This is a genomic window from Oceanobacillus sojae (genome assembly GCF_900162665.1).
GTDB lineage: Bacteria > Bacillota > Bacilli > Bacillales > Amphibacillaceae > Oceanobacillus > Oceanobacillus sojae_A.
In genome coordinates, this window is sequence record NZ_LT727809.1 from 345,984 (window position 1) to 360,700 (window position 14,717).

At 39.0% G+C, this 14,717-nt stretch carries 19 protein-coding genes; all 19 read left to right on the plus strand.

The window, feature by feature from the left end:
• Positions 1-2 precede the first annotated feature (2 nt).
• The 19 genes from fliG (at position 3) to flhB (ending at position 14,715) form a co-directional block, all read left to right on the plus strand.
• On the plus strand, positions 3-1,013 hold the full coding sequence (fliG, locus tag BN1068_RS01975) for a flagellar motor switch protein FliG (protein ID WP_077601163.1): 1,011 nt from the start codon (positions 3-5) through the stop codon (positions 1,011-1,013).
• A complete protein-coding gene (fliH, locus tag BN1068_RS01980; RefSeq protein WP_175637038.1) occupies positions 1,006-1,743 on the plus strand; it encodes a flagellar assembly protein FliH in 738 nt (245 codons plus the stop codon). The genes fliG and fliH overlap by 8 nt, the downstream gene beginning before the upstream one ends.
• A complete protein-coding gene (fliI, locus tag BN1068_RS01985) occupies positions 1,740-3,050 on the plus strand; it encodes a flagellar protein export ATPase FliI (RefSeq protein WP_077601165.1) in 1,311 nt (436 codons plus the stop codon). Before fliH ends, fliI begins: the two co-directional genes overlap by 4 nt.
• Before the next feature lie 13 nt (positions 3,051-3,063).
• Positions 3,064-3,510, plus strand: a complete 447-nt coding sequence (gene fliJ / locus BN1068_RS01990) for a flagellar export protein FliJ (RefSeq protein WP_077601166.1) — start codon at positions 3,064-3,066, stop codon at positions 3,508-3,510.
• Positions 3,511-3,515: 5 nt separating this feature from the next.
• Positions 3,516-4,163, plus strand: coding sequence for a MotE family protein (locus tag BN1068_RS01995; protein WP_077601167.1), 648 nt, complete (start codon positions 3,516-3,518; stop codon positions 4,161-4,163).
• 67 nt (positions 4,164-4,230) lie between these two features.
• Entirely contained in the window at positions 4,231-5,997 is a 1,767-nt protein-coding gene (locus BN1068_RS02000) for a flagellar hook-length control protein FliK (RefSeq protein WP_077601168.1), read from the plus strand.
• 26 nt (positions 5,998-6,023) lie between these two features.
• Entirely contained in the window at positions 6,024-6,536 is a 513-nt protein-coding gene (flgD, locus tag BN1068_RS02005; RefSeq protein WP_368483265.1) for a flagellar hook assembly protein FlgD, read from the plus strand.
• A complete protein-coding gene (locus BN1068_RS02010) occupies positions 6,536-6,901 on the plus strand; it encodes a TIGR02530 family flagellar biosynthesis protein (protein ID WP_077601169.1) in 366 nt (121 codons plus the stop codon). The genes flgD and BN1068_RS02010 overlap by 1 nt, the downstream gene beginning before the upstream one ends.
• 88 nt (positions 6,902-6,989) lie before the next feature.
• Complete coding sequence (gene flgG / locus BN1068_RS02015; protein ID WP_077601170.1) at positions 6,990-7,832, plus strand: flagellar basal body rod protein FlgG; 843 nt, start codon at positions 6,990-6,992, stop codon at positions 7,830-7,832.
• A 56-nt stretch (positions 7,833-7,888) separates the two neighbouring features.
• Positions 7,889-8,107, plus strand: coding sequence for a flagellar FlbD family protein (locus tag BN1068_RS02020; protein ID WP_077601171.1), 219 nt, complete (start codon positions 7,889-7,891; stop codon positions 8,105-8,107).
• A complete protein-coding gene (gene fliL, locus BN1068_RS02025; protein WP_077601172.1) occupies positions 8,100-8,519 on the plus strand; it encodes a flagellar basal body-associated protein FliL in 420 nt (139 codons plus the stop codon). The genes BN1068_RS02020 and fliL overlap by 8 nt, the downstream gene beginning before the upstream one ends.
• 31 nt (positions 8,520-8,550) lie before the next feature.
• Entirely contained in the window at positions 8,551-9,543 is a 993-nt protein-coding gene (gene fliM / locus BN1068_RS02030) for a flagellar motor switch protein FliM (protein WP_077601173.1), read from the plus strand.
• Positions 9,533-10,765 carry a flagellar motor switch phosphatase FliY gene (fliY, locus tag BN1068_RS02035; RefSeq protein WP_077601174.1) on the plus strand — a complete coding sequence of 411 codons (1,233 nt, stop codon included), beginning with the start codon at positions 9,533-9,535 and terminating at the stop codon, positions 10,763-10,765. The genes fliM and fliY overlap by 11 nt, the downstream gene beginning before the upstream one ends.
• 25 nt (positions 10,766-10,790) lie before the next feature.
• Positions 10,791-11,153 (plus strand): response regulator, encoded by a 363-nt coding sequence (locus BN1068_RS02040; protein WP_077601175.1) that lies wholly within the window; start codon positions 10,791-10,793, stop codon positions 11,151-11,153.
• 113 nt (positions 11,154-11,266) lie between these two features.
• Positions 11,267-11,893: a flagellar biosynthetic protein FliO gene (fliO, locus tag BN1068_RS02045; protein WP_077601176.1), complete on the plus strand. Its 627-nt coding sequence runs from the start codon at positions 11,267-11,269 to the stop codon at positions 11,891-11,893.
• On the plus strand, positions 11,886-12,551 hold the full coding sequence (gene fliP / locus BN1068_RS02050; protein WP_077601177.1) for a flagellar type III secretion system pore protein FliP: 666 nt from the start codon (positions 11,886-11,888) through the stop codon (positions 12,549-12,551). Before fliO ends, fliP begins: the two co-directional genes overlap by 8 nt.
• A 28-nt stretch (positions 12,552-12,579) precedes the next feature.
• On the plus strand, positions 12,580-12,849 hold the full coding sequence (gene fliQ, locus BN1068_RS02055) for a flagellar biosynthesis protein FliQ (protein ID WP_040980134.1): 270 nt from the start codon (positions 12,580-12,582) through the stop codon (positions 12,847-12,849).
• Between the two features lie 5 nt (positions 12,850-12,854).
• Positions 12,855-13,634 carry a flagellar biosynthetic protein FliR gene (gene fliR / locus BN1068_RS02060; RefSeq protein WP_077601178.1) on the plus strand — a complete coding sequence of 260 codons (780 nt, stop codon included), beginning with the start codon at positions 12,855-12,857 and terminating at the stop codon, positions 13,632-13,634.
• Position 13,635: 1 nt separating this feature from the next.
• Positions 13,636-14,715: a flagellar biosynthesis protein FlhB gene (gene flhB, locus BN1068_RS02065; RefSeq protein ID WP_077601179.1), complete on the plus strand. Its 1,080-nt coding sequence runs from the start codon at positions 13,636-13,638 to the stop codon at positions 14,713-14,715.
• The last annotated feature ends 2 nt before the right edge of the window (positions 14,716-14,717 follow it).

The following is a 14,717-nucleotide window of genomic DNA, read 5'->3' on the forward strand; positions in this document are numbered from 1 at the left end:
TTATGGCAAGAAAAAATACACTCACAGGAAGACAAAAAGCAGCCATTCTCTTAATCTCATTAGGTCCGGATGTATCAGCACAAGTGTATAAGTATTTATCAGAAGAAGAAATTGAGAAGCTCAGCTTAGATATTTCCTCTGTTAAAAAGGTAGACTCACATTTAAAAGAAGATATATTAGAGCAATTTCATCAGATTGCAGTTGCACAGGATTATATCTCTCAAGGAGGTATAGGATACGCCAAAACAGTTTTGGAAAAGGCATTCGGGAAGCAGGAGGCATCGAGCATTATCAATCGTCTGACCTCTTCCTTGCAGGTAAGACCATTTGATTTTGCCAGAAAGGCAGACCCGCAGCAGGTTTTGAATTATATTCAAGGAGAACATCCGCAAACCATTGCGCTTATCCTTTCCTATTTAGATGCTGAGCAAAGCGGTCAAATCCTTTCCGCCCTGCCTAAAAATGTGCAGGCAGATGTGGCACGCAGAATCGCTACAATGGATTCAACATCACCAGAGATTATCAGTCAGATAGAGCAGGTGTTGGAAAAAAATATATCTTCTTCTATGACTGAGGATTATACACAGACTGGCGGTATTCAAACGGTGGTAGAGGTGCTTAATGGAGTAGACCGTGCAACGGAGAAAACAATTTTAGATGCTCTAGAGTCTCAGGATCCGGATTTAGCAGAAGAAATTAAGAAAAGAATGTTTGTATTTGAAGATATTGTTACATTGGATAATCGGGCCATTCAGCGCGTTATCAGAGAAGTGGATAATGATGATTTACGATTAGCCCTTAAAGTTGCCAGCAATGAGGTGAAGGATATTGTCTTTAATAATATGTCTGAACGAATGGTAACCACTTTTAAAGAGGAAATGGAATATATGGGACCGGTGCGTCTGAAAGATGTAGAAGAGGCGCAAACACGAATTGTCAATGTCATACGTGGTCTGGAAGAAAAAGGAGAAATTGTTATCGCGCGAGGCGGAGGAGACGATATTATTGTCTAGTTATAAAAAACAAATATCGATTAAACCGATTGAATCCATTATTCCTCCGGCAGATACGCATAAAGAGGATGCAAATAAAGTGCATCAGCAGTTATCTGAAACCATTTTATTACAAAAACAGGAGTTAGCCTCTATTGAAGAACAGCAGGAAAAACGGATTGAAGAAGCGGACAACCAGATAAAAGAAGCCCGCAGCAGGTGGGAAGAAGAAAAACAAAAGTTAATTGAAGAAGCACAGCAGCAAGGGTTTCAAAAAGGATATGAGGATGGGAAACAAGAGGCTTTTCAGCAGTTTGAAAGCCAGCTGAATAAAGCTAATCATATCATTGATATAGCAAAAGAGGACTACCATCAAACATTAGAAAAGCAAACAGAAAGCATCGTGGAGATATCCATGACCGTTGCAAATAAAATTCTGCATCAGGAATTAAAGGAAAAACCGGATTATATTATGAAACTAATCCAGGCTGCTATTGAGGATGTAAAGTCTCAGCCATCTATTACAATTATTGTTCATCCGGATTATTATGAAGAGGTTCATTCGCATCAGGAAGAACTGCAGCGTCTGACAGGGGACGATACAAAGCTGTCTATTCATGCAGATCCACATATCCAGTCAACAGACTGTATTATTCAACACCCTCATGGACAGATGGAAACAAGTGTCAATACACAGCTGCAAAAAATAAGAGAGGCATTAATGGACTATGTTATGGAGGGTGCACAATGAATACGGAGGCACTCATTTCAGTAATTGAAAAAACGGATTCATACAAGCGATTTGGAAAAGTTGTTCGTGTAGTAGGGTTAATGATTGAATCAGAGGGGCCGGCAGCAAATATTGGTGAGGTTTGTTACATACATACCAGTACAAACGATGAAAATCTCATTTTAGCAGAAGTAGTAGGCTTCCAAAACGAAAAGATTATTTTGATGCCCTATCGGGAAGTCAATGAAGTTGGCTCCGGCTGTTTAGTGGAAGCTACCGGTAATCCATTAATGGTGAAGGCAGGAAGAAGTCTGATTGGTCATGTATTAGATCCTTTGGGAAAGCCGCTGTCTGATTCGGAATCATTACCGAAAGGCTTAACAAGATATCAGACGGAGAGAAAGCCTCCTAATCCGCTTTCCCGTCCGACGATCAGACAGCCATTACAAATTGGCGTGCGGGCTATCGACGGTTTTTTGTCAATGGGAATCGGTCAGCGTGTCGGTCTGTTTGCCGGGAGCGGTGTCGGAAAAAGTACACTATTAGGAATGATTGCAAGGAATAGTAATGCGGATGTGAATGTTATTGCACTGATTGGAGAACGGGGCAGAGAGGTCCGGGAATTTATTGAGCATGATTTAGGCGAAGAAGGATTGAAAAAGTCCATTATTGTTGCAGCAACCTCTGATCAGCCCGCGCTCATGCGAATTCGGGGAGCATACACAGCGACTGCTATCAGTGAATATTTCAGAGAACAAGGGTTTAATGTGAATTTAATGATGGATTCTGTTACACGGGTTGCTATGGCTCAGAGAGAAATTGGTTTAGCGGTGGGTGAGCCGCCGACAACAAAAGGATACACGCCAAGCGTATTCTCTATTCTGCCAAAGCTTTTAGAGCGGGCCGGAACAGATGAAAAGGGTTCGATAACTGGATTTTATACAGTTCTGGTTGATGGAGATGATATGAATGAACCGATTGCTGATGCAGTAAGAGGTATTCTTGATGGTCACATTGTTCTGGACCGTAAAATTGCAGAAAGAGGCCAATATCCCGCAATCAATGTTTTGAAATCAATCAGCAGGGTGATGAATGTTATCGCAACAGATGAACATAAACGGATAGCGACAGGTTTAAGAACGCTTCTTGCAACGTATGAAGAAAATAATGAGTTAATCTCTATTGGCGCATATAAAAAAGGAACAAATCCTGAGGTAGACTTAGCTGTTGCATCTTATCCCAAAATTGTTTCTTTTTTAAAACAAGGGGTGTATGAGCAGGTAAGCCTTGAAGAAACCGTTCAAATGATGAGAAACCTGGTTGAATAAAGGAGTTGTTTTTATGGCTGGAATATCCAGTTTAGCAAAGATAAGAGATATACATGATAATGAGAAGCAAATAGCCCAGAAGGCTTATGCACAATCACAAGAAACGTTCGAAAAGATTGCTACGGAGCTGTACAATTTATTACAGAAAAAAGAAGTTGCAGAGAATTCCTTTGAAAATGCGATTCAAGCATCTACATCGATTGAGAAAATAAAAGAACAGTCTGCTTATATTGAGAAACTGACAAATCAAATTCAAACTGTCCAGCTTTTAGTTCAAAGAGCAAGAAACGATATGAATAAGAAACAAAGCAAATTATCTGAAGCTTATATTGAGTATAAAAAATATGACAAGATTATTGAATTGAAAAAAGAAGAAGCTCAAGCAATTGTAAGGAGACAGGAAGCCAGCTTTATGGATGAAATGTCAATGCAACAGTATCTGAGACAAAAGCAAAGGTGAAATAGATGAAGAATAAAAAACAAAACGAATCAGAAGTTCAAAAGTCTTCAGGTGGTATCTTCATGAAGCTGTTTTTAATTGCTATGCCACTCTTTATCCTGTCTGTCATTGTTGTTTTTGTTTTACATATTGCAGGGTTTAATACATTGGATTGGCTGAAGGAGCAGGGGAAATCTATTCCCGTTGTTGGAGAAATGTTCATAGAGGATGAGAAAAAAAACGCTTCTAATGACATGGAGGCATTACAGAATCAGTTAGAAAGCAAAGATAAGATCATAGATAATAAGGATGAACAAATCCAGGGTCTTGAGGATAGCATCACTGAGCTGGAAAACCAGATCAGCAGTTTGCAGGATGAACTGGAAGAAACAGCAAGTGCTGATGCAGAAGAAAATGCGGATGGAGAGCAAGAGGGTGAACAGCCGCAAGGGCAGGCAAATGCTTCAGAAAAAAGTTCTATGACGAAAACGCTGGAAGGTATGAAAAGTAAAGAAGCAGCCGCTATCCTCGAAAATTTAGAAGATGATTTAGCTGTTGATATTTTAGAGGAAATGTCAACGGATGATCGCGGTGATATTTTGCAGAAAATGGAAGTGGAAGCAGCAACAACCTATACCAAAATGTTGATTGAGCTGGACGTAGCTGTTCCTTAATAAATATGATTTTATGTTAGAATCATAGGTTTTCTTTGTTTATAAAAATTTGAAGGGAGGTGAATAAATGAATCCGATGATATTAAGTATGCCTGACTTTATGCTTTCCAATCAGAAGATGCATACCGGACAGGGCATGAACCAGAATTCGGGTTTCCGTGATTTATTATTACGGCAATCAGTACCAGCATCCGGCGATATATCAGTCCCAATGCAAGAAAATAAGAAGAATCAGCTGGATAAAGCGTACCAACAGCTGAAGAAGCTATTGCCAGATGAAGTACTCGATATTTTGCAAGAAAATGATAGCTTGCAAGAAGAAATACTTACATTAGTAATGCAAAGCTTATCTTCCCAACAAGGAGTTTCTATGAATGACAATGACGAGCTGGCTTTAGAAACGAAAGAAGATTTACAGGGAGCTGCAGATATTTACAATGAAATAGTAAACCTGTTGCAAGGTATAGATGAAATGGGAGCTATAGATGATACGGCCAGTCTGTTAGCAAAACTAAAGCAGGATTGGGATCAGTTTTTCCAAGAAAATACTCATATGGATAAGAAAGAAGCTCTGGACGACATTCAGCAGTACATGCAAAGAGCTGACTCATTCATTTTTGGACAGACAGTAAACCAGATGGCCTATCAATTGCTGGATGCTAAGTTGCCGGAAGAAACAGAAACAAATCCTCAAGCAATAGAGGTAAATAAAGCCTTGCAGGATTTAAACCAATTCATATTAAGAGCTGATTCCGCTACAGCAGGGAAAATGCTGAAGCAGATAGCTGATTTATTTATTGAGTCAGGTTTAATAGAAGAACAATTGCTGAAGGATATAAGGGTTAGCGCTGAACAAACGGAGGTCCAACCGGCTGAGGGTAGTAGTCAGGAGGACCTGCAAGCAAGAATACAGCAATTAATAGATGTCATAAGCCGGCAGATGCAAAAAGCGGATCCTGCTATTGCAGAGCAGGCAGCAAAGCAAATAATGAAACAATTGCAAGATTGGAAGCCGTCAGAAGAAATGCTGGTTCAACCGCTGGAAGCAGCTAAACTTAAATTAGCTGCAGAAGGATCACAGCGTGCAGAAGCGAGAATAGCAACATGGCTGCAATCTGTCTTTAAAGAGGTATCTCCAGGAGTTATCAAGCAGAACAGCGATGTGAATTTCGCAGACCAGACAGAGGCTCAATCGGTAAAAACAGTGACCGAATCTGCACAGCGTACAGAGCCTAAAATAGCGGCCTGGCTGCAAACTTCTTTTCAAGATGCATCGCCAGCTGTTTTTAAGCAAGAGAGCCTGCCTATCTCAAGGGTAGAGCAATTTATTGTCAATATGGGACAAACAGATTTAACAAAGGCTTTATCAGGCAAAGAACTGATTGATAAAATCGAAAGTCTTGTGCAAAGTCAGCGCCTGTACAGCTTTGTACGGGGACAAAATCCGATATCAATTCAATTAAGGCCGGATAATTTAGGCGATATGACAATCCGTTTTGTTCAGACAAATGGAGAGTTGACAGTACAGATGCTTGTATCTTCTAAAGCTGTGAAGGAAGTGTTGGAATCTAATCTGCATCAGCTGAGAAATGTATTTTCTCCGCATCAGGTAACCATTGAAAAGCAGGATAATGTAATGCTTTTCAACGGAACAGATGCGTCCAAAAACTCGAAAGAAAATCCAAATGACCAGCAGCAGGCAGATCATTATGAAGAGTCTTCCGAGTCAAATGAACAGGAGCAATATTCTGAAACAGAGTCATTTGAATCGTTTATGGAGAAGCTCTTATCTCAAAATGAAGAAGAACAGATACAGAGTAAAACCAGTTTGTAATGGCTCTTAACCATTTTTGAAAGGCGGTGACAACAATTACTTCCATAGATCCATCTTTATATTTAAGTAATCAATCGACGCAAAGGGCACCTTTGTCTGAATTAGGAAAAGATGAATTTTTAAAATTATTGGTTGCACAGATGCAAAACCAGAATCCGATGAACACCATGGATGAAGGTGAGTTTATAGCGCAAATGGCAACTTTTTCATCCTTGGAACAAATGATGAATATGTCAAAATCGATGGAGCTTCTGGTTAATAATCAGCTTGTTTCTCCAGCTATCCAGTATAGCCATATGATTGGCGAAACAGTGAATTACAGAACATTTGACGAGGAAACAGGAAGAGAAAAAGGGATTGAATCAAGTAAAGTTGTTTCTGTTTCGCAGCAGGATGGATGGGCTGTTTTCCATTTAGAAAACGGTGAGAAAATCTATGCTGATACAGTTATTGAAGTAGGAACATCAGGGCAGGAAACAGATGATGAATCAGAAAATAATGTAACAGACCCTTCTGATAATGAGGAGGGAGAAGAATAATGGTTCGCCCAATTCAACCAATCGTACCAGCTATATCACAGGAGCAATATATAAAAAAAGCGGCACCCAAAAAAGGAAATGTTTCCTTTGGAGATATTCTTCAACAGCAGCAAGGACTGACTGTCAGCAAGCATGCAGCTTATCGCATGCGGGAGAGAAATATTCAATTTAGTAACAAGGAATGGGAATCCATTCAAGAGAAAGTAAAAGAAGCTAAGCAAAAGGGCGTTAAGGACGCTTTAGTTGTTGTTGACGGAAGCGCGATGGTGGTCAGTGTGAAAAACAATACAGTGATTACTGCACTGAATCAAGCTGAGGCGGATAAAAAAGTATTTACCAATATTGATGGAACGATTCTATTATAAATTCAAAAAGGCCGGACCCTTTATGGGAAGCCTGTAGCCGCGGAATGACAGAAGCGGTCAAATTAAAAGAAAAAAAGGGGAAATAATCATGTTACGTTCAATGTATGCAGGTATTTCAGGAATGAAAAATTCACAGACAAAATTAGATATTATCGGAAATAATATTGCTAACGTTAATACAACAGGCTATAAAAAAGCAAATATCAATTTTCAGGATATGCTGAGTCAGACAACGTCGAGTGCACAAGGGTCAACAGGAAACCGTGGCGGTGTTAATGCAAAGCAGGTAGGTCTCGGTTCGCAGCAGGGATCGATTAATAATATTCATACACAGGGTTTTACACAAACTACAAATAACCCATTAGACTTTTTAATTGATGGTGATGGCATGTTTGTTTTAGGCGGCGGCAGTGTTGATGGTGATGACGGAGTAAATGTTAATGATGAGAGATACTATACACGCTCTGGAAACTTCAGCTTTAATGATGATGGATTTATTATTAATGCGGATGGACTTTATTTATTAGGTACAGATGGAGAAGCTATTCAAATTCCGCCTGGTTCACAGGACTTCACAGTTCAAAATGATGGTTCTGTAACTTATATTGCTGAAGCTGGCGGACAGCCAATAGCGGCTGGAAACATAGGAGTTGCCCGTTTTTCTAATCCAGCCGGACTGGAGAAGGTCGGAGGCAACCTTTACTTAGCAACGAATAACTCCGGATTAATGGAAACTGACGGAGATGGATACTATACTCCTGGAGAAGATGGTGCTGGAACACTCAGAACAGGTGCTCTTGAAATGTCCAACGTAGACTTATCCGAAGAATTCACGGAAATGATTACAGCGCAGCGTTCATTCCAGGCGAATACCAGAATAATTACAACATCTGATGAAATTTTACAGGAGCTTGTTAATCTAAAACGATAAGCAAGGGAGGAAGGGACTAACATGAGCTGACAGGCTCAGGTTAGTCCCGATAAATCATGATTCGACTGACCCGATTAAATAATGAACCTTTTGTTCTTAATGCAATAATGATTGAGCAGGTTCAGGCCCATGCAGATACAAGTATTTCTTTGTTAAATGGAAAAAAAGTATTTGTAAAAGAAAGTGAAGAAGAAATTATCGAAAAGGTAACAGCCTTTTATCACCAGATTGGGTTTCCTGCTCTCCCTTTAAAGGCAGGTGAAAAAGATGAGTAAAATATTGAAAGTAGCTGTCACGGCACTTATTACAATACTTGTCGGCGTTGTAGCTACACTTATTATTGTCATCTATGTAAATGAACCGGAAGAAGCGTCCGGCGAGCAATCTATTGATGATATGGTCAGCCATTCTTATGAAACACCGGAAGTAACAACAGATATTAAGGATGACAGGTATGTGCAGGTTCAATTTCAGGTAATTACAGATGATAAAAAAGCAATGGAAGAATTAGAAAAAAGAGACTTCCAAATTACCAATTTATTAATTAAGGAATTGGCCGTGATGGAAGAGGAAGACTTCCAGACAGGTCTCGATGATCTGGAGGAGACACTGAAAACGAATTTAAATGAGATGATGACAGAAGGAACGGTTACCGACGTATATACCATTAAAAAGATACTTCAATAGATTATATGATGCTAGGAGGTGACCAGATTTTATGGATGAGGTATTGTCACAAAATGAAATTGATGCTTTGCTTTCAGCGATAACATCAGGGGAAATGGATGCAGAAGAGTTGAAAAAGGAAGAAGACGAAAAACGTATTCGTGTATATGATTTTAAGAGAGCATTACGTTTTTCCAAAGACCAGATACGCAGCATTTCAAGACTGCACGAAAACTATGCAAGATTGCTTACAACGTTTTTTGCTACGCAGCTCCGAACCTATGTAAATATTAATGTTACCTCTGTTGATCAGGTGCCTTATGAGGAATTTATACGCTCGGTACCAAGACGGACAGTCCTTAATATTTATAGTTTGCAGCCATTAGATGGAAATCTGATTATGGAAATCAATCCTAATGTGGCTTTCGCATTATTAGAGAGACTCCTGGGAGGAAAGGGTTCCGTTGATTCAAAAAAAAGCAGTCTGACAGAAATTGAAAAGCTTTTGCTCACACAATTGTTTGAGAAGGCAGAAGACAGCTTGAAAAATGCTTGGTCATCTGTTGCAGATATTGAACCGGTTTTAGAAGAATTTGAAGAGAATCCCCAATTTATGCAAATAGTTGCTCCAACTGAAACGGTAGTTGTTGTTTCTTTAACAGCTATGATTGGAGAGGTATCCGGTATGATTAATATATGTATTCCACATATTATTTTGGAACCAATTATACCGAAGCTTTCCGCGCACTATTGGATGCAGACGAATAAAAATAAAGATGAAAAAAGTCTGCAAAGAATGTCGCAGTATCTTCAAAATACGGACGTTGAAGTCAAAGCAATCCTTGGTGAAGCAACAATTAATATTGATGAATTTTTGAAATTCTCTGCCGGGGATGTGATTGCATTAGATCAGGCGATTGATTCACCGTTGAAGATGGCTGTGAACGATGAGTTTAAGTTTCTGGTGCAGCCAGGTAAGTATCGGCATAAAATGTCTGTTCAAGTATTAGAGGAACTGAATGGGGTGATGGAAAATGATGAATGATGGTAAGCTGTCGCAGGAAGAAATTGATGCACTGCTTAATGTATCAGAAGATAAAGAGGAAGAAAATCAGCAGGAGCAGACGGGTGAGGAAGACTTCCTGACGAGTATAGAAAAAGACGCACTGGGGGAGATTGGAAATATTTCCTTTGGAAGCTCTGCTACAACGCTGTCTACACTATTAAACCAAAAGGTAGAGATTACAACACCAGCTGTCACGACGATTAAAAAGGCTGAATTAGAAAAAGAAGTTACATTTAAACCTGTAAGTGTTCAAGTGAATTACATAGAAGGCTTTACTGGCAATAATGTTTTTTTCATTAAATCAGAAGATGCAGCAGTAATAGCTGATATTATGCTTGGCGGTGATGGGAAAGATCCGGACAAGGAGCTGAACGAAATGCACCTCAGTGCAGTTCAGGAGGCTATGAACCAGATGATGGGTGCTGCCGCTACAAGTATGTCCACAGTATTTAATAAAAAAATTGATATTTCTCCTCCACAAATTATTCATGGATTGGGAAATGAAAAGAAAGAAGGTCTGTTTGAGGATGACGTTTATGTTAAAGTCTTCTTCAAATTAATGATTGGAGAGTTAATAGATTCTAATATGGTGCAGCTTGTTCCAATTGATTTTGCTAGAGAATTAGTACATCAGTTAATGAATCCGGCACCTGCTGTGACAGAAGAAAGTCCGGCAGAAAAGAAACCAGAAAACGCAGCAGCAGACAAATCGGCTGATATTCCTGAAACAAGTGTAAATACAAGCTCGATTTCTTCTTCAGCACCAAAACAGGAAAATAATCAAATGGAAGAGTCTATCAGGCATGCGGCAGCAAGCACAGAATCAGTACAGCGAAAAAATGATGACATTTTGGGCAGACATGGCAGTCTGCAGGAAGCAAATATACAGGAGGCAGCTTTTACTGACTTTCAACAGCCTCCATTAAGCAGTCAGGGACAGCGTAATTTAGATATGTTAATGGATATTCCACTAAAAGTCACTGTTGAGCTGGGAAGAACAAAGCAGTCCATTAAAGAAATTTTAGAACTTGGAGCAGGATCGATTATTGAATTAGATAAGCTCGCCGGAGAGCCTGTAGACATTCTTGTCAATGAAAAATTAGTAGCTGAAGGGGAAGTCGTTGTTATCGACGAAAACTTCGGTGTGCGTGTAACTGATATTGTTAGTCAGTTAGATAGAATTCAACATTTGAAAAAGTAGATTAGTATAAAGAGGAGAGAGAAAAATGAGCAAAAAGATTTTGATCGTAGATGATGCAGCTTTTATGAGAATGATGATTAAGGATATTTTAACAAAAAATGATTTTGAAGTAGTCGCGGAAGCACAAGATGGTAATGAAGCTGTTGAAAAATACAAAGAAAGTCAACCTGATTTAGTGACGATGGATATTACAATGCCTGAAAAAGATGGCTTGGCAGCTTTAAAAGAAATTCTTCAGGTAAATCCGGATGCAAAGGTAATTATGTGTTCGGCAATGGGACAGCAGGCTATGGTTATTGATGCTATTCAGGCTGGAGCAAAAGACTTTATTGTTAAACCATTCCAGGCAGAACGTGTTATTGAAGCTATTCAAAAAGCACTTGGATAGGTATTACCGGGGTGTATTTACTCTCCAAATAGCGTGTTTAAATAGGATGTTCAAAAAGTGAGTTGACGAGATTGAAGAAGCAATCATGGCGTATATATGTAGTGGGGGCGGGAATGTTATTTTTTATGCTGCTCCCTGTCAGTATAAGCGCAGAAACAAATGTGTTAGACTGCCTTGAAAATAATGAGGAGTGTAACGAAGAACAAAATATAAATAACGAGCAGCCGGATACGAATGGAGAAGACAGTATTCTGGAAAATGACAGTGAGTTTTTGGTAGAAGACGATTCTTCAAATACATCAATGGGCTGGCAAATTGTCCGGTTAATTATTGGGCTGGCTCTAGTGCTGGGTTTAGTCTATATTGTATTAAAGCTTTTAGGAAAAAGAAATGGGTTTAATCAGCAGCCCGGCCTCCTGCGTAATGTGGGCGGGGTGTCTGTAGGAGCAAATAAATCTGTGCAAATTATCCGTGTTGGAAACAGATATTATCTTGTTGGTGTTGGGGATAATGTGGAGCTGTTAGAGGAAATCGATGATCCTGAAACAATTGAACAGTTGGTTGGTCAGTCAGAAGAAAAGAACCCGGATGCTTTATCCTTCTTTTCAAAAGGAAAAAACGAAAAAACGAATAAGTCATCTGACAGTTCCTTTAATCAGTTACTCACAAGGGAGCTTCAGTCAATCCGCAAAAATCGCCAGGATCTCATTAAGAAGCATAAGGACGATTTAAATGAATGAATTTATAGATATCTTTTCAGGCTCTGATCCAACGAACATAGCTACTTCGGTGAAGCTGTTACTGTTATTGACGATTTTTTCCCTGGCTCCGGGAATTTTAATTTTAATGACCAGCTTTACACGGATTATTATTGTATTATCATTTGTACGTACATCCTTAGCAACGCAACAAATGCCCCCAAATCAGGTGCTCATTGGTATTGCGTTATTTTTGACTTTCTTTATCATGGCTCCGACTTTCTCAGAGGTTTATGAACAAGGTTTGTCGCCGCTTTTTGCCGAGGAGATTACCTTGGATGAAGCTTATGATAATGCAAGTGTTCCGTTAAAGGAATTTATGGCACAGCACACGAGACAGAAGGATTTGCAATTATTCATGCGTTATACAGAGGCAGAACCTCCAGAAACCGTACAGGATATCCCTTTAACTACCTTAGTTCCTGCATTTGCAATCAGTGAATTAAAAACAGCATTTCAAATGGGCTTTATGATATTTATCCCATTTTTAATTATTGACATGGCTGTCGCAAGTATTCTTATGTCAATGGGGATGATGATGCTGCCGCCGGTAATGATTTCATTGCCGTTTAAGATATTATTGTTTGTATTGGTGGATGGCTGGTATTTGATTACGCAGTCACTACTCGGTGGTTTTTAGATGAGATTCATTGAAGGGAGTAGAATCAATGAGTAGTGAATTGGTATTAACCCTGGCTGAACGGGGGATTTTTACAATTTTATTAATAACTGTCCCATTATTGCTGCTGGCCTTGGCAGTCGGGTTACTTGTAAGTATTTTTCAGGCAACAACACAAATTCAAGAACAGACATTGGCATTTATTCCAAAAATCTTAGCCGTGTTACTTGGGTTAGTATTCTTCGGACCATGGATGTTAACGACAATCGTTGAATTCACTTCCAATCTTTATATGAATATTAACCAATATATAGGGTAGAACGAATGATTGATATTATAAACTGGAATCTTGTTCCGGCATTCATCTTAATCTTTGTCCGTATTATGGCATTCTTTGTTATTATGCCTTTATTCTCTTATCGGTCAGTTCCCGTTCAATTTAAAATAGGAATCAGTTTTTTCCTGACATTCATTTTAGTTTCTACAGTGGACATCGGTAATGTTGCCTTGAATGATTTATATATATTCCTGCTGGTGAAAGAAGCGCTTGTTGGTATTTGTATTGGATTAATTGCATTTATTTTAGTATCCGCTATTCAGGTTGCCGGCGGTTTTATTGATTTTCAAATGGGCTTTGCTATTGCCAATGTTGTAGACCCGCAAACGGGCGCCCAAAGTCCATTGACAGGTCAGTACTTCTATATCATTGCGTTACTATTTCTTTTATCTGTAGATGGGCATCATATGATTTTAAATGGAATGATGAACAGTTTTTCGTATATTTCATTAGATCAGTTTATCCCGTTTGGTGAGGAGAGCATTATTGAGCTTGTACTGACAACATTTAATACAATGTTCCTCATCGCTTTTCAAATTGCTATCCCAATTGTAGGCTGTTTGTTTTTAGTAGATGTTGCTCTGGGAATTGTGGCGCGTACAGTGCCGCAAATGAATGTATTTGTTGTCGGCTTGCCAATAAAAATTCTTGTGAGTTTTGCAGCAATCCTCGTTTTTCTCGCACTTTACATAGGCTTATTACAATATGTTTTTGAGGCAATGTATCGTGTGATGGTGGAATTAATGGCTTTATTTGGAGGTGCTTAATGTGCTTTTGACATTAGACTTACAATTTTTTGCAGGTGAGAAAACAGAAAAAGCCACTCCAAAGAAAAGACAGGATGAGCGCAAAAAAGGGCGGATTGCAAAAAGCCAGGATATAAATACAGCTGTCCTGCTGCTTGGATGTTTTATTGGTTTGTTTGTTTTTGGCGGTTATATATTGCAGTATATGACAGGCTTTTATAAAAAATCATTTACGGAATACATTCATTGGGAAGTGACGAATAATTCGATTCAAACGATGTTTAATGATTCATTTCTTCAAGCAGTTTTGATGGTTGCTCCCATCATGCTGATTGCGGTTATTTCCGGTCTGGCTGCTAACCTGCTGCAGGTCAGATTCTTATTTACAACAGAGCCCTTGAAGTTTGATTTAAAAAAAATTGATCCTATTAAAGGAGCAAAACGGATTTTTTCTATTCGAGCGTTAGTAGAGTTTTTAAAGTCTTTATTAAAAATTACATTGGTCGGTGCAGTAACATTTACAGTGATTTGGATGAATAAAGACGAGATGCTTATGACCGCTTTTTTAGATGCAGAAGGAGCATTGGGCTTCTTTGCACAGGTTACTGCGATAATGGCCTTTTCGGCTATTGCTTTATTAATTTTTTTAGGTGTTCTGGATTATATGTATCAAAAATATGATTTTGAGAAAAACATTCGGATGTCCAAGCAGGATATTAAAGATGAGTATAAAAATGTTGAAGGGGATCCTTTAATTAAATCAAAAATGAAAGAAAAACAGCGGCAGATAGCCACCAGAAGAATGATGAGTGAGGTTCCTGGCGCGGATGTCATTATTACCAATCCGACCCATTATGCCATTGCAATTAAATATGATGAAGCAAAGGCAGAAGCGCCGTTTATTGTTGCGAAAGGAACGGACAGTATTGCGCAGCGCATCAAAGAAATTGCAAAGGAACACCATGTACATATGATAGAAAATCGTTCTCTGGCAAGAGCATTATATGCAGCAGCAGAAATTGGTGAAGTCATACCAGAGGAATACTTTCAGCCGGTTGCAGAAGTTCTTGCTTATGTTTATCAAATGGAGAAAAAAGCGTAAGA